A 16,304-nucleotide genomic window follows, 5' to 3' on the forward strand; every position below is an offset into this window, starting at 1 on the left:
GCGACGACGCGCAGCGCGGCTGCGGAGGAGGAGAGATGAAGCGTCACGTGCTCGAGCCGGTACCGGAGGAGGCGGTCGCCGATCTGCGTTCGCGCCTCGAGCGGTTCCGGAGGGTGCCGCTGGCGCAGCGCGACGGCCTCGGAGGCGTCGACCCCGCGGTGCTGAGCGACCTGCTGCGGTACTGGGCGGACGACTACGACTGGCGCGAGCACGAGCGCCGGATCGCCTCGTGGCCGTGGGTGCAGACCGAGGACACCGCCGTGCCCATCCGCGCGATCGTCCGCCCGGCAGACCGCGAAGATGCGCCCGTCGTCCTCCTCCTGCACGGCTGGCCGGACTCCGTGCTGCGATTCGAGCGCATCCTGCCCCTGCTCGATGACGTGACGCTCGTGCTCCCCGCTCTGCCCGGGTATCCGTTCGCCGCACCCGTGGATGTGGGCGGGATGTCGTCGGTCGAGATGGCGGACGCCGTCGCCGACGCCATGGCCGAGTTCGGGTTCGACCGGTATGTGATCTCGGCGGGCGACGTGGGATGCGATGTCGGGGAGGCCATCGCCGGCCGCCACGGCTCCCACGTCAGCGCCCTGCATCTGACCGATCTCTCGCAATACCACTTCCTGGTCGGGCTCCCCGACGACCTCGACGAGACCGAGCGCGCTTACGTGGAGCGGGGACGCGACTGGCAGCAGCGCGAGGGCGGGTACATGCACGAGCAGTCCACCCGCCCGCGCACGCTCGCGGTGGGACTCGGCGACTCCCCCGCGGGGATGGCCGCGTGGATTCTGGAGAAACTCATCGACTGGACCGACTCCGGCGGCGACCTGCGCCGGGCGTTCACCCCCGACGAGGCCTTGACCTGGATCTCGGCATACTGGTACACCGGCGCGGTCGGCACTTCCTTCACTCCGTACGCGGCTGCGGCTCCGAAAGACTGGCCGAGGATCGAGATCCCGACGGTCATGACGGTGTTTCCGCGCGACCTCGTCAATGCCCCGCGGCAGTTCGTCGAGCGGTTCTTCTCCGTCGTCGACTGGCTGGAGTTCCCGCACGGCGGTCACTTCGCCGCCTGGGAGCAGCCGGCCGACTACGTCGAGGGGGTGCGTCGGGCACTCGGCGCCCTCCGCTGATCCGCTGTCAGGCGCGCTCCACCGGCAGCCACAACTCGCAGGTCGCCGTGGTGAAGTCCGCCGATCGGTCGAGGACCGCGACGATCGACGGACCCCGCCGCAGACGCCACGGGTTGGAGGGGAACCATTCGCTCGCTGTCGCGGCCCACGCCGACTGGAGCGCCGCAGGGTAGTCCCCGTCGACGCGGAACACCGCCCAGGTCCCGGCCGGAACTTCGATGACGTCCAGATCGTCCGGTGTCGGCGAGTCCACCGCTCGTGCGACACCGTGGAGATAGGTGAGCGCGGTGCCCTCGGTGTAATCGGGGTCGACGTCGGCGCTGACCTGGAGCAGACCTGCGGGCTCGGTGTCGCTGAGGCCCGCGAGGCGAGCATGCTCGTCCGGCTCGATGGATGCGATGAGGGCGTGGATGTGCGGGTTGACGCCTTCGTGGATGAGCGGCACGCGAGCTGCGTGGCCCACGAGCCGGAAGGCCGGTCGGTCGGTGATACGGGTGTCCATCGGGGTGTTCCCTTCTACGGTCAGGCGGAACCTGAGCTGCGGTTGCGTGCGAAGGGGGCCGCCATCACGTCTCACGGTGACGGGACTCGCGCCGTGCACCGACCGGAACGCCCGGTTGAACGCCTCCGTCGAGCCGTAGCCGTGACGCACAGCGACGTCGAGCAGGTCGTCATCTCCGAGCAGGTCGGCGACGGCTACGGTCATGCGACGACGACGCACATACTCTGACAGGGGCATCCCGGCCAGCGACGAGAACATACGACGGACGTGGTATTCCGTGGTGCCGAGGTCACGGGCGACCCCAGCGAGGTCGAGGTCGTCGGCGAGGTGGTCTTCGATCACCTCGACCACCCGGTTGAGAATCGCGATCACGGTCCCTCCTTCGCCTTTCAGCCTGGTCGGCCGTGGGACGCCGCACCCGACTATCGCGGTCCGAAACGATCGGTGCCGGGTCGGCCTGGTGTACCCGCTCGGCCGAGCTCATCCCGGAGGCTGACGCCCCGCGGCGGGTCACCGCATTAGCCTCGAGCCTATGCTTCGCCGCGCCGCCGCCGTCCTGGCCATCGTCTGCGCCGCCGCCCTCGTGTCCGGGTGCTCGATGATCGAGGGGCTGGCGCAGGACGCGACCGGCCGCGACACCGCTTCGCCCGAGGAGGCCTGCCTGCCGCGCGGCGCCGAGCCGGATCCGTCCCCGACGCCGGCTCCGACGCTCGATCCGCAGGTCGCCGGAGAGGTCCGGGACGCCGTGACCGCCGTCCGAAAGCTCGCGGGCGTCGACACGGTGCGCGAGAGCACGTCGAACTCACGAACCGCCTCGGACGAGCCGGACCGTCCGGACTGCCGGGTCGTCTCCAACCACTTCTCGAGCCGGGTCGACGTCGTGATGGAGGCGGCGGCGACACCCGCTCAGGCGGCGGCGGTGCCGACGACGATGGCGCAGCACCTCGCGTGGACGGGCGTGAGCCTCTCCCTGACGGTGCCGGCCGGGCCCGGACACATCGAGACGACGGTCCACTACAGCCGGACCTTCGACCAGACCATCCCGATCGAGACCTCCACCGACGTCGCCGAGAGTCTCGCCCGGCTGGCGGCGACGCCGCATGTCACCTCGCTGGAGGCGTCCATCCCGTACACGTTGCGCGTCGACTACGGCTCGCTGACGGTGTTCGTCGATGGCGCAGACCCCGCCACGCTGGATGCCGTCCGCGCGGTCATCGACACCACGGTGTTCGCCGACACCACCCTGCACGGTTCGTTCAGCAACGGCGCCAAACCCTGAGAAGGGTTGACGAACGACTCCGACATCGGTACACTTAGGCACATGCCTAAGTATCACGGTGAGCTCGACGCTGTGCTCCGCGCTCTCGCGGACCCCACGCGGCGAGCCGTCGTGGAGCGGCTGGCGGCGTCACCGGCGGTGGTGAGCGAGCTCGCCGAACCGTTCCCGATGGCGCTGCCGTCGTTCATGCAACACCTGAACGTGCTCGAGAACGCCGGAGTGATCACCTCCGAGAAGCATGGGCGCGTCCGCACCGTGAGCCTGCGGCCGGGCGCCCTCGACATCCTGCACCTCTGGCTCGGCGAGCAGCGCACGCCCGCCGAGCACCAGGCCGACCGCCTCGGCATCCACCTCGCCCGCGCCTCGGCGCCTACCTCGAAGGACACCTGACATGACCCGCGTCCGCATGAACCTCTTCGCCTCGCTCGACGGCTACACGCCGTCCGACGCGTCTCCCGACAACCCGATGGGCGAGGACTGGGGCCGTCTCACGGCCGCCTGGGCATCGACCCGGACGTTCCACGAGCGCATCTTCGGCGACACGAGCGGGGCCGGCACGACCGGGGTCGACGACCGGGTCGGCCGCGAGTTCTTCGACGGCGTCGGCGCCGAGATCCTGGGCGCCGGGATGTTCGGCCTCCACTCGTTCCCCGACGACCCGGAGTGGAAGGGATGGTGGGGAGACAGGCCGCCCTTCGGCACCCCGGTCTTCGTGCTCACGAGCACGGCGCCGCGCCCTGCGATCGAGATGGACGGCGGCACCACGTTCCACTTCCGGAACGCCTCCCCGGAGGAGGTGCTCGCCGAGGCGACCGAGGCCGCGGGCGGCCAGGACGTCCGGGTGGGCGGCGGCTACCGCACCGCCCGCGCTTTCCTGCGGGCCGGACTGGTCGACGAGCTCCACCTCATGATCACGCCGATCTTCCTGGGCCGCGGCAATCGCCTGTTCGACGACCTGACCGGCATGGACCGGACGCACACCGTGACCAGCGAGGTCGCCGAGAGCGGCACCATCCACGTCACCCTCACCCGCTAGGACGCTGCCATGACGATCGAACGCCGCCTCGCCCGCGCCGGATTCACGCTCACCCGCGACTACCCCGCCCCGCCCGAGCGCGTCTGGGACGCCTTCGCCGACGAGCAGCAGAAGCTGAGCTGGTGGGGAGCCGGCGACGCCATGGAGCCGCGCGAGTGGTCCTTCGACTTCCGCGTCGGCGGAAGGGACGTCGCCGAGGGGAAATTCCACAACGGTCCCGTGTCGCGGTACGAAGCGACCTACACCGACATCGTCGAGCACGTCCGCATCGTCACCACCTACGACATGTGGATCGACGGGGAGCACATGTCGACCTCCGTGGCGTCGCTGGAATTCGAGCCGACCGAGCAGGGCACCCGCTTCACCCATGTCGAGCACGGCGTCTTCTTCGACCGGTTCTGGGCTGACGGCCCCGGACGCGAGAGCGGCACCCGGGGCCTGCTCACGGCCCTGGGCGCCTACCTCGAACGCTCGGTCGGTTAGGCCTCCGCGACCTCCAGCTCAGACGACGGCTGCGGCACCGCGGCGGGCTTCCGGACGAAGAGTGCCAGCACGATCACCCCGAGCGACAGGATGCCACCGGCGAGGAATGCGAGGTGCGAGCCCTGCGCAGCCGCAGCGGCGGTCGGCAGGTCCGGGTCCGCGCCTCCGGTCGAGGCGACGCCGGTCGCGTAGAGCGCGACGAAGATGGCTGTGCCCGCCGCACCGGCGACCTGCTGCAGCGTGGCGATGGTGGCGCTGCCGTGCGAGTACAGCCGTGGCGGCAGCGACCCCAGCGACGAGCTGAACGCCGGCGTGAACAGGAAGGCGAGGGACAGCATCAGGACGATGTGCGCACCGAGCAGCACGACCCACGAGGAGCCCTCGCCGAGACCGAGCGCCAGTGTCCAGAGGGCGACGGCGAGTCCGATCGACCCGGGGATCACGAGCGGACGCGGCCCGAACCGGTCGTACAGCCGGCCGACCGTCGGGCCGGCCAGCCCCATCAGCAGGCCGCCGGGGAGCAGGATCGCACCGACCCAGAGGGGCTCGAGGCCGAGGGTGTACCGGGCGAACTGGGGCAGCACGATGAAGGCGCCGAAGAGGGACACCATCGCGGCGGTCATCATCGAGACGGACACCGCGAAGTCGCGGGAGAGGAAGGTGCGCAGGTCGAGCAGCGCCGAGTCCGTGCGCTGCAGCACCAGCTGCCGCCAGACGAAGAACGCCAGCGTGATCAGGCCGACGACGATGGGGATCCACGGCTGGACAGCCGCCGAGCCGACCGCCGCGGCGCCGATCTGACTGAGGCCGAACACGAGCGCCGAGAAGGCCAGGGCCGAGAGGATGACCGACGGCGAGTCCAGGCGCACCTTCCGCGTCTCCGACACGTTCGGCACCCGTCGCGCGCCGATGGCGAGCATGACGAGCCCGATCGGCAGCATCACCCAGAACAGCCCCTGCCACGGCAGCACCTGGATGAGCGCCCCCGACACGATCGGACCGATCGCCGGAGCGACGGACATGACGATCGAGACACGTCCCATGACCCGGCCGCGCTGCTCTTCCGCGACGATCGTCATCACGGTGGTCATCATGAGCGGCATCATGATCGCGGTACCGACCGCCTGGACGACCCGCCCGACCACGAGCGTCTCGAACACCGGAGACAGGGCCGCGATGAGGGTTCCGATCACGAAGCTCGACATCGCGACGATGAAGACGGGCCGGGTGTTGAGCCGCTGCATCAGCCAGCCCGTGACGGGGATGACGACGGCCATCGTCAGCGCGAACGCGGTCGTGAGCCACTGGCCCTGGGTTGCGTCGATGTGGAGGGACTCCTGGATGCGCGGGAGCGCGACACCCATCATCGTCTCGTTGAGGAAGACGACGAAGACGGCGGCGAGGAGCAGGGCGAGCGCGGTGCGGTTGCGTGCTGCGGTGGCGACCGGGGTCGGCTCACTGGCGAGCTCTGCGCGGTCGATGGTGTCGGTCATGGCGTTCTCCTTCATCGGATGTACTTCAAAAAATAAAGCACACTGCAAATAATGAAGTCAAGTGCTACAGTGAGATTCATGACGAACCAGCACTACGGGCAGTTCTGCGGTCTCGCACGCGCCGCCGAGATCGTCGGGCAGCGATGGACCCTGCTGATCCTGCGCGACCTCAGCGTCGGCCCGCAGCGCTACTCCGACCTGGTCTCCGGCCTCCCCGGCATCCCCACGAACACCCTCGCCTCCCGGCTGAAGGAGCTCGAGGAGGAGGGCATCGTCGAACGACTGGCTCCGTCGAGCGGCGAGCGGGCGGTCGTCTACCGGCTCACCCCGCGCGGCGAGGAGCTCGGCCCGGCGATGGATGCGCTGTCACGCTGGGGAGCCGGCGGGATGCGGACTCCGCGCGACGGCGAAATCGTGACGACCGCATCCATCGCCGCCGCGCTGAAGGTCGCCGCGGGCGACGGGATCGTCCCGGAGGACTGGGACGCCGCCTACACCGTCCGCGTCGGCGAGGTGGAGACGCACCTGATCATGCGCGACGGCGTCATCACCGTCGGCCCGGGCGCGGCCGAGGCGCCGGACCTCGTCATCACCGCGGGGCCGCAGATCCGCGACCTCCTCGCGGGAGAGCTGGATGCGGACACCGCGATCGCGACCGGCGCGGTGAAGCTGGAGGGCGACGCCTCGCTGTTCGCGCGCTTCGCCGACACGCTCCACGTGCCGTACAGCCCGAACGTGCCCGCCTAGAGCCTGCCGCGCACCGAGCGGGACACCGCGAACCGACGCACCACGAGCCCCAGGGCGACAAGCGCGAGGGCAGCCGCGAACGGAAGGACGAGGTCGCTCCCGCTGTCTGCGAGCGATGCGGTCGCGCCTTCCGAGCCGGTCGCCAGCACCCCCTCCGCCCCGGCGAGAACTGCCACCGGCGCCGTCACAAAGGTATACGTCGCCGACGCGTCGGGGCCCTGCCCATTGGACGCGGTGATGGTCACGGTCGACGAACCCGGCGTGGTCGGCGTGCCGGAGATGACTCCGGTGGTGCTGTTCAGGGTGAGACCGGCCGGGAGGGCTCCGGCGGTCACGGTGAACGTCGGTGACGGGGTACCGGAGGCGGTCACCGTGAACGCGTACGGCGTCCCGGCGACCGGGGCGGTCGGTGTTCCGGAGGTGATGGACGGGCTCGATGTCGTGACGGGTGTGCCCGGCGGCGGGCATCCCGTCGGGGCCGTCACGGTGTTGGTGTCGAGGGTGACCGCCGCGTTGCTCGCCAGCAGGCGGCCCACGATCGTCGCACCGGTCGTCGCGGTGATGGACTGGTCGGCCAGCACGGTCCCGATGAACTGCGCGGCCGTGCCCAGGGTCGCCGACGATCCGACCCTCCAGAAGACGTTGCAGGCGGTCGCGCCGCCGGTCATCGTGATGTGCGTCGCCGATCCGATGGTCAGCGTGCTCGCCGCCTGGAAGACCCAGACCGAGGTCGCACTGCCGGCGAGGGTCAGCGCTCCGTTGTCCGCGAGCGACAACGCGCCCCCGGAGTAGACGCCGGGCGTCAGCGACAACCCGTTGAGCTCGCCGATGCCGGACGTCGTCGGCGTGAGGCCGCCGGCGGTGTTGAAGGCCGTCGTCACGTCGCTCTGCGCTTGAGCTGCGACGGCGTCCGTCTGGTGCAGGGTTCCGGTGAGCGTGCCGTCGGGAGCGCCCCCGAACCCGGTGATCGACGAGCCGGGAGACACGCCGACATCGCCGTCGACGACGGTCGGCCCGGTGTTCGTCACCTCACTCGCTCCGAGCACGCCGAAGGGCGCGGCAGTCCCAATGTCCACCGGCCCGTCGAGGGTGGTGTCCGCGTGCGCCGCAGCCGGGCCGAAGCACAGGCCGAGCAGCGCGAGAAGAGCTGCCGCCGTCGCGCCCACGCCGATGCGCGCCCCGACAGAAAGTGAAGAAGAAATGGATGTCGAATCGGCCACGAAGGCCCCCGCCCGAGTGAGGGGTCCTGGCATGCGACGAGATTCGCCGTCCATACCCCTTGCCGCGGAGTCTGGCACAGATCGGGGCCTCGTGCCGGTTCCGGCCGAACGGGGGGTAAGCGACTTTCGGCTTGACGCCTGCTTCGCCGCCTGCTTATACTCCCATTTACAACGTTGATTACATCGTTGTAAACCCGATCCGATCGACGATGAGCGGTCGGTCCCATGAGAGGCATTCAATGAAGAAACTGCTTGCGACGCTGGCCGTCGCGGCCGGCGCTTCTCTCGCGCTGGCCGGCTGCTCCACCTCCCCCGGCTCCGGTGACTCCGGCCCCGTCACCCTCACCTTCTGGCACGGCTACACCGAGGCAGACGGCAAGGTGCTCGACGCGATCGTCGACGACTTCAACAAGTCGCAGGACAAGATCACGATCAAGACCACGACGAAGACGTGGGCGGTCATCGGCGACACCCTTCTCCCCGCGCTCTCCGCCAAGAAGGGGCCGGACATCGTCGCGATGCCGGCCGAGACCCTCCCGGTGTACGCGTCGAAGGGCGCCTTCGCCAAGCTCGACGACTTCTACGACAGCAGCGCGACGAAGAGTGCTTCTCTGCGGCCCGCAGCGGTCGAGATGGAGAAGGTCGACGACTCCTACTACGGCATCCCCACCGGCTTCGTCCCGCTCTCGGTCATCTACAACAAGGCGCTCTTCGAGAAGGCCGGCATCACCGAGTTCCCGAAGACATGGGACGAGTGGGTGGCCGACGCCAAGAAGCTCACCGTCGACGAGAACGGCGACGGCACCCCCGAGCAGTACGGCCTGGCCCTTCCGGACCACGCGACCGTGGGCAACGGCGTCTGGGCGAGCCTGTTCTACGGCAACGGCGGGAAGATCGTCGACGGCTCGAAGTCGGTCCTCGACTCCTCCGAGAACGCCGAGACCCTCTCGTACTGGGCGAAGGCCGTCACCGCCGACAAGATCTCGCCGACCGGGCTCGACGGCGTCGCCTCCGACAAGCTGTTCTCGTCCGGCAAGGCCGCGATGGAGATCGGCGGACCGTGGATGGCAGGCGTCGCCACCGAGAACAAGATCGACTACGGCATCGCCGGCATCCCCGCCGGGCCGAAGGGCGCCGCAGCTTCGGCGATCGGTATCTCTGCCGCCGTCACCGCGCAGGCCGATGCCGCCAAGAAGGCCGCGGCGGAGAAGTTCTTCGCCTACTTCTTCACCAAGAAGGTCGCCACGAAGTGGTCGCTCGGCTCCGGCTGGCCGCCGCTGCGCACCGACATCCCCTCGTCCGACGTCTCGTCGAACCCGGTCGTGGCCTCGCTCACCGATCTGGTCGGGGACGCGCGCCCGCTGCTCCCCGGCGTCGCGAACAGTACGGATGTGCTCTCGGCGGTCGACGAAGCGACGCAGAAGGCCCTCGCCGGCGGCGACCCGTCTGCGCTGCTGAAGTCCGCATCCACCCAGGTGCAGCAGGCACTCGGCAAGTGATCCACCCGGTGGACCGCCGCACCCCGGCGGTCCACCACCCTCCTTCGAAAGCGATCATGACCACACTCACCCGCTCCCGCACGGGCCGACGGCCGTACCGTCCGCCCGCCCCGCTCGGCGGCCGGCCCCGTTCGGCAGGCCGTCGCGGACCGATGGCCCTGCTCTTCATGCTCCCGGCCGTGGTCATCCTCATCGCCTTCGTGGGGTGGCCGATGCTGTCGGCCCTGCGCCTCTCGTTCACGAACGCGAGCGGCTTCGGGCTCGAAGAGTGGGTGGGCGTCGACAACTACGTCCAGGTCTTCACCGATCCGCGCGTGCTCGCCACCCTCGGCAACACGGCCCTCTACACGGTGCTCTTCACCCCGACAGCGCTGATCGCCGCCCTGCTGCTCGCGCTCCTCCTCACCAACCGTCGACTGCTCGGCCGGGGATTCTTCCGCACGGCCCTGTTCCTCCCGTTCATCGTCTCGCTCGCCGTCGCCGCGTTCGCGTGGACGTACCTGCTCGACCCGCAGGTCGGCCTCCTCAACTACTGGCTGCGCAGCGTCGGCATCCAGCTTGGAAACGTGCTGCAGGATCCGGCGCTCGCCATGCCGACCGTGGTGCTCGTGGCCATCTGGAAGAGCTTCGGCTTCTACATGGTGATCTTCATCGCCGGTCTGCAGGAGATCCCCGAGTCGCTGTACGAGGCCGCGAAGATCGACGGCGCGGGAGCCTGGCGACGCTTCGTCAGCATCACCCTCCCCCAGCTCAGCAACACCCTCGCGTTCGTCGTCGTCTTCGCGATGATCGCGGCCCTCCAGGCCTTCGACCAGATCTACGTCATGACCGGAGGCGGTCCGTACCGTTCCACGCAGACCGTCGTCATGGAGATCTACCAGGAGGGCTTCAAGAAGCTCGACCTCGGTCTCGCGACGGCGCTCTCCTACGTGCTCCTCGCCGCGACCCTCATCCTCAGCCTCATCCAGTTCCGCTTCTTCGGACGCCGTGAGAAGGACCTCGCATGACCGCCACCCTCGCCCCGGCCGCAGCGCCCCGGGCCGCAACGACGACCCGCAGACGGCGCGTCGGCCGCACCGCAGAACGCTGGCTGCTCTTCGCCGCCGCGCTGGTGCTGACCGCCATCGTTCTGCTCCCCGTGATCGTGATCGTGCTCACGGCGTTCAAGCCGGCGTCCGAGATCAACGCCTACCCGCCGACCCTGCTCCCCGGCACATGGACGCTGGACAACTTCACGAAGATCTTCAGCGACCTCCCGTTCGGCCGGCTCTTCCTCAACAGCCTGGTCTTCGCGGGCGGAGTGACCGTCTTCGCCCTCGTGTTCGACTCCCTCGCGGCCTACGCCCTCGCCCGCATCGACTTCCGCGGCAGCCGGGTCGTGCTGATCGTGATCGTGGCCAGCCTGATGATCCCGTTCCAGGCGACACTGATCCCCGTCTACCAGCTGGTGGCGCAGCTCGGCTGGGTCAACACGTTCGCCGGGCTGATCATCCCGAGAGCGGCCGACGCTTTCGGCATCTTCTTCCTGCGCCAGTTCTTCATCGCGCTCCCCCGCGACCTCGACAACGCGGCACGGATCGACGGAGCAGGCGAATTCCGCATCTTCCGAAGCATCGTGCTCCCGAACGCCGTCCCGGCTCTCCTCACTCTCGCCATCTTCACCTTCGTGAACAACTGGAACGACCTGCTCTGGCCGCTCGTCTTCACGACATCGCCGGAGATGGGCACGATCACGTCGGGCCTGACCCTGCTGACCGGACCGAGCGGCATCATCCCCTACGGCACGATGATGGCCGGATCGCTCATCGCGGTCCTGCCCCTCGCCGTCATGTTCCTGATCATGCAGCGCCGCTTCATCGAGAGCGTCGCGACCACGGGGCTCAAGTGACGGCCCCGCGCTGGTTCGAGGACGGCCGCCTGCACCTCGGACTCGGGATCGAGGACACCTTCGTGCCGCAGGAGCGGCCCGGCGAGCGCGCCATCGACGAGTACGAGCTCACCGAGCACTACGACCGGTACGGCGAGGACTTCGCCCTCGCCGCGGGTCTCGGCGCCGAGGTGCTGCGCTGGGGCGTGCCCTGGTACCGGATCGCGCCGGAGCGCGGCCGCTGGGACTGGGACTGGACCGACCGGGCGGTGGATGCGGTGCTCGGCGCCGGCCTCCGGCCGATCATCGACCTGCTCCACTACGGCACCCCCCTCTGGCTGACCGACCAGTTCGCCTCCGCGGACTATCCGCAGCACGTCGCCGAGTTCGCGGACCGCTTCGGCGAGCGCTACGGCGATCGGGTCGTGGACTACACGCCGGTGAACGAGCCGGTCATCCACGCGCTGTTCTCCGGGGAGTACGGCTACTGGCCGCCCTACCGGACCGGCGCAGAGGGTTTCGCGACCATCGCGGCGAACCTGGCGCGCGGTTTCGTGCTCAGCCAGGAGGCGCTGGCCGCGCGCGTCGGCGACCGCGCGACCTTCGTGCACGTCGACGCCGCCATCAGCTACGTCGGAGACGATGTCGCGCCCGAGCATCGCGCGGAGGCCGAACGGCTGCGCCACCAGGTGCACCTGGTCGAGGACCTGGTCACCGGCCGGGTCGACGACGCGCACCCGCTCCGCGACCGGCTCGCCCCCGCCGTGACGGACGCGGAGCTGGACTGGTTCGCCGCCCACGCCGTGCGCCCCGACGTCATGGGCGTCAACTACTACCCGCGGCACTCCACCGAACTGTTCGAGGCGGGCGTCCGGCACGGCGGCGGGTTCGCCGACCCGCGGCCGAGCGTCGACCGCGGCACGCAGGGCCTCCGTGAGGCGCTCGAGCGTTTCGCCGCGCGGTACGGCGCACCGGTGATGGTGACCGAGACGTGCGTGACGGGAACGGTCGAGGAACGCATCCATTGGCTGGATGAGTCCCTCGCCCTCGTGGAGAGCATGCGGTCCGAGGGCGCACCCGTCGTCGGGTACGTCTGGTGGCCCCTGTTCGACATGTACGAGTGGACGTGGCGGCACAGCGACCGCCCGCGCGCGGACCACCTCCTGACGATGGGGCTCCACGACCTGGTCGAGTCGCCGGACGGTCTGCAGCGCAGGCCGAACCCGGTCGCCGACCGCTTCCGCGCCTGCGCCGCCCGGCTCGCCCCTCTGCCAACCCGATGACCGAAGACCACCCGATGACGGAAGACCAGATGCATCACGCACACATCTCCCTCCAGCCCGCCGCCACGATCGGCGCGGTCGACCCGCGCCTGTACGGCTCGTTCATCGAGCACCTGGGACGCGCCGTCTACGACGGCATCTACGAGCCGGGACACCCGACGGCCGACGCCGACGGGTTCCGCACCGATGTGATCGAGCTCGTCAAGGAGCTCGGGGTGACCACGGTGCGCTACCCGGGCGGAAACTTCGTCTCCGGTTTCCGCTGGGAGGACTCCGTCGGGCCGCGCGACCAGCGCCCGCAGCGACTCGACCTCGCCTGGCACTCCACCGAGACCAACGAGGTCGGGTTGCACGAGTTCCAGGGGTGGCTCGACAAGGTCGGCGGCGAGCTGATGCTCGCGGTCAACCTGGGCACCCGTGGCGTCGCGGAGGCGCTCGACCTGCTCGAATACACCAACCACCGGGGCGGCTCCACGCTCTCCGAGCGGCGGATCGCGAACGGCCGCACCGAGCCGTTCGACGTCAGGATGTGGTGCCTGGGCAACGAGCTTGACGGCCCGTGGCAGCTCGGCCACAGCTCGCCGGAGGAGTACGGACGCCTCGCGGCGAAGACCGCCCAGGCCATGAAGATGTACGACCCCGACCTGCAGCTCGTCGTGTGCGGCTCCTCCAGCTCGTCGATGCCCACGTTCGGTGAGTGGGAGCGCGTGACCCTCACGCACACCTACGACGACGTGGAGTTCATCTCGTGCCACGCGTACTACGAGAACACCGGCGATCTGGGCAGCTTCCTGGCCTCGGGCGTCGACATGGACTACTTCATCCGCAGCGTCGTCGCCACCGCCGACAGTGTGAAGGCCGTATGCGGCAGCGCGAAGACGATCGACATCTCGTTCGACGAGTGGAACATCTGGTACAACACCCGGTTCGAGAACGTCGACCGCATCACCGGGACCGACAACTGGCCGATCGCGCCCCGGCTGCTGGAGGACACGTACACCGTCTCCGACGCCGTCGTCTTCGGCAGTCTGCTCATCACCCTGCTGAAGCACGCGGACCGGGTGAAGAGCGCATCCCTCGCCCAGTTGGTCAACGTGATCGCCCCGATCATGACCGAGCCCGGCGGCCCGGCGTGGAAGCAGACGACCTTCTTCCCGTTCGCCGCCACCGCCGCGCACGGACGCGGCACCGCCCTCCGGGTCGATGTCGCCGGCGGCACGTACGACACCGAGCGCTTCGGGGCGGTGCCCCTGGTGGATGCCGTGGCCACTCACGACGCGGAGGCCGGCCGCTACGCGCTCTTCGCGGTGAACCGCTCCGTCGAGCAGCCGACGGAACTGGTCGTCGACCTGGCCGTGCTCGGCGACGACGCCGCCTCCCTGACCGCGACGGCCACGACACTCAGCGACCCCGATCCGGACGCCGCCAACACCCGGGAGGACCCCGAGCGCGTCGCTCCACGTGAGCTGCCGGTGCGCCGCGACGGCTCACTCCTCATCGTGGAGCTCCCGGCCATCTCCTGGACGGAGATCCTGCTGAGCTGACGTCAAGACGTGACGACGAGCCCGACGTCGTGACGGCCCGCCCGCGCCCGCGGACGGGTCACCAGTGAGAGAAGGAACCGACAATGTTTCCATCACGCACCCCATCGGGCTCGTCGCCGCGGCGACGACTCCGGGCACTCGCCGTGGCCGGCGCCGTCGCCGGCACCCTCGTCGCGGCGACGCTGACCGCAGCGCCCGCCTCCGCCGTGACCACCGGCAACGGATCGCTCGTCTACTCCCCCGCCGCCGGCACGTCGTTCAACCCGGAGGGCGGCCGCGCGGCCGGAACGACGTACGCGAAGAACATCGTGCTCAAGAACAGCGGGGCGGCGAACGGCACCCAGCTGGTCACCTACGACCAGCTCGTGCTCGTGAACGGCGTGCAGGTCTACCCGATCTACCGCAGCACCGACGACGGCACCAGCTGGACCCACGTCACGGACGTCGTGCCGAGCGCCACGTTCCCGACGCTGACCCGCACCTCCCAGCCGTTCCTGTTCGAGGTCTCGCAGGCGACGGGCGGTCTGGCCGCCGGCACCATCCTGCTCGCCGGGATGATCATGCCGGAGGACCGCTCGAGCAGCCGCCTGGTCGTCTACAAGAGCACGAATCAGGGCACGTCGTGGTCGTACCTGAGCACCATCGACACCGGAGGGCCCGCCGTCTACGACCCGAGCCCGACCTCCACGACCTCGACCGTGTGGGAGCCGTCCCTGGCGATCGACGGGCAGGGCGGCCTGGTCGCCTACTTCTCGGACGAGCGGCAGAAGTCGAGCGGCGTGCTTCAGGCGGTGTCGTATCGACGGTCCACCGACGGCGGTGCGACGTGGGGTGCCGAGTCGAACGTGTCCGCTCCGAACAACCAGTCCGACCGGCCCGGCATGATCACGGTGACCAAGCTCCCCGACGGCCGCTACCTCGCCACGTTCGAGGTGGTCAACCGGCCGTCGCAGAGCAAGAACACCGCACCGGTGTACTTCAAGACCTCGCCCGACGGCCTGAACTGGTCGCCGACGACCAGCATCGGCACTCCCATCACCCTGGCCAACGGTCGCGGCATCGGATCGTCGCCGTACGTGAAGTGGGTCCCGGGCGGCGGACCGAAGGGCATGGTCGTCGTCGCATCCAAGTGGTCGCTGGATGCCACGGGCACCATCGACGGCGGTCAAAACTTCTACGTCAACTACAACCTCGGCGACGGGCCGTGGGAGCGACTGCCGATGGCGGTCACGTACGACGGACCGGACGTAGAAGGCGGCACCTTCAGCGGCTTCGCCCAGAGCATCGACTACTCGGTGGACGGCCGCACGCTGTACCAGGCGACCAACGTCGAGAACCTCACGACCACCTACAACGACATCCGTGTCGGCTCCATCCCGCTGGACGCCCAGCAGTACGAGGCCGAGAAGGCCGCCCGCACATCGGACACCTCCCTCGTCACGGATCCGGATGCGTCGAACGGCAGCAAGGTCGGCAACATCAACGACACGACCAGCTCGGTGACCTTCACCGTGCGGGTCCCGTCGGCCGGCTCGTACACGATGAACGTCCGCTACGACAACGGAACGGGCGCGGCGTCGACGCACAACGTCAGCGTCAACGGCGGCACCGCATCCGCCCTCAGCTACCCGGCGACGGTGAACTGGGGACGCTACGGCTGGGCTCAGAAGACGGTCACGCTGAACGCGGGCGCGAACACGATCGCGTTCACGAAGGGCACCTCGTTCGCCGAGCTCGACGCCATCCAGCTGTACAAGCCGGGGACCGGGCTGGATCCGCAGTTCCGCATCGTGAACCGCAACAGCGGCAAGTACCTCGAGATCGCGAGTGCGTCTCTGGCGGACGGCGCGGGCGCCGGTCAGTGGGGAGACACCGGCAACGCGTGCCAGGTGTGGAACGTGCACCCGGTGTCGAACGGCCTGCAGCTGTTCAACGTAAACAGCGGCAAGCTGCTCGAGATCCCCGGCGCTCAGACCGCCGACGGTGTGCGGGCGGCGCAGTGGGGCCCGACCGGCAACGCCACGCAGGTGTGGTCGCCGAGCACCTCGGGCGGCTGGTGGACGCTGACGAACGCGAACAGCGGCAAGCCGCTGGAGATCGCCGGGTCGTCGACGGCCGACGGCGCGTTCGCCCAGCAGCGCACCGCCGACGGCAGTGCGACGCAGCAGTGGCGGCTGGTGCGCGAGGGCATCCAGTAGCCCATCCGACCGGGGCGACGGCGATC

The 16,304-nt window shown here is 69.5% G+C and carries 15 protein-coding genes; 12 read left to right on the plus strand and 3 right to left on the minus strand.

All coding sequences use genetic code 11. The features are described from left to right. The first annotated feature begins 35 nt into the window (after positions 1-35). Complete coding sequence (locus ACF1AJ_RS10590; RefSeq protein ID WP_391507272.1) at positions 36-1,127, plus strand: epoxide hydrolase family protein; 1,092 nt, start codon at positions 36-38, stop codon at positions 1,125-1,127. A 7-nt stretch (positions 1,128-1,134) separates the two neighbouring features. Here ACF1AJ_RS10590 and ACF1AJ_RS10595 read toward each other — a convergent pair whose 3' ends face one another. Next, entirely contained in the window at positions 1,135-2,001 is an 867-nt protein-coding gene (locus tag ACF1AJ_RS10595; RefSeq protein WP_391507273.1) for a GyrI-like domain-containing protein, read from the minus strand. A 160-nt stretch (positions 2,002-2,161) separates the two neighbouring features. Here ACF1AJ_RS10595 and ACF1AJ_RS10600 point away from each other — a divergent pair, with 160 nt between their 5' ends. The 4 genes from ACF1AJ_RS10600 to ACF1AJ_RS10615 are packed head-to-tail and all read left to right on the plus strand — an operon-like array spanning position 2,162 to position 4,427. After that, the gene (locus ACF1AJ_RS10600; protein WP_391507274.1) at positions 2,162-2,908 is read left to right on the plus strand and encodes a hypothetical protein; all 747 of its coding nucleotides are present in this window, start codon (positions 2,162-2,164) and stop codon (positions 2,906-2,908) included. A 42-nt stretch (positions 2,909-2,950) separates the two neighbouring features. After that, positions 2,951-3,298 (plus strand): ArsR/SmtB family transcription factor, encoded by a 348-nt coding sequence (locus ACF1AJ_RS10605; protein ID WP_391507275.1) that lies wholly within the window; start codon positions 2,951-2,953, stop codon positions 3,296-3,298. 1 nt (position 3,299) lies between these two features. Further along, positions 3,300-3,944: a dihydrofolate reductase family protein gene (locus tag ACF1AJ_RS10610; RefSeq protein ID WP_391507276.1), complete on the plus strand. Its 645-nt coding sequence runs from the start codon at positions 3,300-3,302 to the stop codon at positions 3,942-3,944. Between the two features lie 9 nt (positions 3,945-3,953). Continuing rightward, the gene (locus tag ACF1AJ_RS10615) at positions 3,954-4,427 is read left to right on the plus strand and encodes an SRPBCC domain-containing protein (RefSeq protein ID WP_391507277.1); all 474 of its coding nucleotides are present in this window, start codon (positions 3,954-3,956) and stop codon (positions 4,425-4,427) included. On the opposite strand, the gene ACF1AJ_RS10620 is transcribed toward ACF1AJ_RS10615, so the two are convergent. Next, positions 4,424-5,935 (minus strand): DHA2 family efflux MFS transporter permease subunit, encoded by a 1,512-nt coding sequence (locus ACF1AJ_RS10620; RefSeq protein WP_391507278.1) that lies wholly within the window; start codon positions 5,933-5,935, stop codon positions 4,424-4,426. The genes ACF1AJ_RS10615 and ACF1AJ_RS10620 overlap by 4 nt on opposite strands. Positions 5,936-5,998: 63 nt before the next feature. On the opposite strand from ACF1AJ_RS10620, the gene ACF1AJ_RS10625 reads away from it, so the two are divergent. Next, a complete protein-coding gene (locus ACF1AJ_RS10625; protein WP_391507279.1) occupies positions 5,999-6,667 on the plus strand; it encodes a winged helix-turn-helix transcriptional regulator in 669 nt (222 codons plus the stop codon). Here ACF1AJ_RS10625 and ACF1AJ_RS10630 read toward each other — a convergent pair. Further along, positions 6,664-7,920: an ice-binding family protein gene (locus tag ACF1AJ_RS10630; protein WP_391507280.1), complete on the minus strand. Its 1,257-nt coding sequence runs from the start codon at positions 7,918-7,920 to the stop codon at positions 6,664-6,666. The two genes, ACF1AJ_RS10625 and ACF1AJ_RS10630, sit on opposite strands and share 4 nt — an antisense overlap. 206 nt (positions 7,921-8,126) lie before the next feature. Between ACF1AJ_RS10630 and ACF1AJ_RS10635 the strand changes: the two genes are divergently transcribed. The 6 genes from ACF1AJ_RS10635 to ACF1AJ_RS10660 all read left to right on the plus strand — a co-directional run bounded on the left by ACF1AJ_RS10635 (position 8,127) and on the right by ACF1AJ_RS10660 (position 16,278). After that, a complete protein-coding gene (locus ACF1AJ_RS10635) occupies positions 8,127-9,386 on the plus strand; it encodes an extracellular solute-binding protein (protein WP_309856197.1) in 1,260 nt (419 codons plus the stop codon). A 56-nt stretch (positions 9,387-9,442) separates the two neighbouring features. After that, positions 9,443-10,393: a carbohydrate ABC transporter permease gene (locus ACF1AJ_RS10640; protein ID WP_391507281.1), complete on the plus strand. Its 951-nt coding sequence runs from the start codon at positions 9,443-9,445 to the stop codon at positions 10,391-10,393. Then, positions 10,390-11,274 carry a carbohydrate ABC transporter permease gene (locus ACF1AJ_RS10645; protein WP_309856194.1) on the plus strand — a complete coding sequence of 295 codons (885 nt, stop codon included), beginning with the start codon at positions 10,390-10,392 and terminating at the stop codon, positions 11,272-11,274. Before ACF1AJ_RS10640 ends, ACF1AJ_RS10645 begins: the two co-directional genes overlap by 4 nt. After that, the gene (locus tag ACF1AJ_RS10650; RefSeq protein ID WP_391507282.1) at positions 11,271-12,536 is read left to right on the plus strand and encodes a family 1 glycosylhydrolase; all 1,266 of its coding nucleotides are present in this window, start codon (positions 11,271-11,273) and stop codon (positions 12,534-12,536) included. Before ACF1AJ_RS10645 ends, ACF1AJ_RS10650 begins: the two co-directional genes overlap by 4 nt. Positions 12,537-12,565: 29 nt before the next feature. Beyond that, on the plus strand, positions 12,566-14,080 hold the full coding sequence (locus tag ACF1AJ_RS10655; RefSeq protein ID WP_391507283.1) for an alpha-N-arabinofuranosidase: 1,515 nt from the start codon (positions 12,566-12,568) through the stop codon (positions 14,078-14,080). Positions 14,081-14,163: 83 nt separating this feature from the next. Further along, positions 14,164-16,278, plus strand: a complete 2,115-nt coding sequence (locus ACF1AJ_RS10660; RefSeq protein ID WP_391507284.1) for an RICIN domain-containing protein — start codon at positions 14,164-14,166, stop codon at positions 16,276-16,278. Positions 16,279-16,304: the final 26 nt, after the last annotated feature.

The sequence above is a fragment of the Leifsonia sp. NPDC014704 genome (assembly GCF_043083605.1).
In the GTDB taxonomy this organism is placed as follows: domain Bacteria; phylum Actinomycetota; class Actinomycetes; order Actinomycetales; family Microbacteriaceae; genus Leifsonia.

Excerpts from the sequence above, each read along its gene's own strand:
- ACF1AJ_RS10590 (WP_391507272.1), top strand. The coding sequence starts at position 36 with ATGAAGCGTCACGTGCTCGAGCCGGTACCGGAGGAGGCGGTCGCCGAT.
- ACF1AJ_RS10600 (WP_391507274.1), top strand. The coding sequence starts at position 2,162 with ATGCTTCGCCGCGCCGCCGCCGTCCTGGCCATCGTCTGCGCCGCCGCC.
- ACF1AJ_RS10605 (WP_391507275.1), top strand. The coding sequence starts at position 2,951 with ATGCCTAAGTATCACGGTGAGCTCGACGCTGTGCTCCGCGCTCTCGCG.
- ACF1AJ_RS10610 (WP_391507276.1), top strand. The coding sequence starts at position 3,300 with ATGACCCGCGTCCGCATGAACCTCTTCGCCTCGCTCGACGGCTACACG.
- ACF1AJ_RS10615 (WP_391507277.1), top strand. The coding sequence starts at position 3,954 with ATGACGATCGAACGCCGCCTCGCCCGCGCCGGATTCACGCTCACCCGC.
- ACF1AJ_RS10620 (WP_391507278.1), bottom strand. The coding sequence starts at position 5,935 with ATGAAGGAGAACGCCATGACCGACACCATCGACCGCGCAGAGCTCGCC.
- ACF1AJ_RS10625 (WP_391507279.1), top strand. The coding sequence starts at position 5,999 with ATGACGAACCAGCACTACGGGCAGTTCTGCGGTCTCGCACGCGCCGCC.
- ACF1AJ_RS10630 (WP_391507280.1), bottom strand. The coding sequence starts at position 7,920 with ATGCCAGGACCCCTCACTCGGGCGGGGGCCTTCGTGGCCGATTCGACA.
- ACF1AJ_RS10635 (WP_309856197.1), top strand. The coding sequence starts at position 8,127 with ATGAAGAAACTGCTTGCGACGCTGGCCGTCGCGGCCGGCGCTTCTCTC.
- ACF1AJ_RS10640 (WP_391507281.1), top strand. The coding sequence starts at position 9,443 with ATGACCACACTCACCCGCTCCCGCACGGGCCGACGGCCGTACCGTCCG.
- ACF1AJ_RS10645 (WP_309856194.1), top strand. The coding sequence starts at position 10,390 with ATGACCGCCACCCTCGCCCCGGCCGCAGCGCCCCGGGCCGCAACGACG.
- ACF1AJ_RS10655 (WP_391507283.1), top strand. The coding sequence starts at position 12,566 with ATGCATCACGCACACATCTCCCTCCAGCCCGCCGCCACGATCGGCGCG.
- ACF1AJ_RS10660 (WP_391507284.1), top strand. The coding sequence starts at position 14,164 with ATGTTTCCATCACGCACCCCATCGGGCTCGTCGCCGCGGCGACGACTC.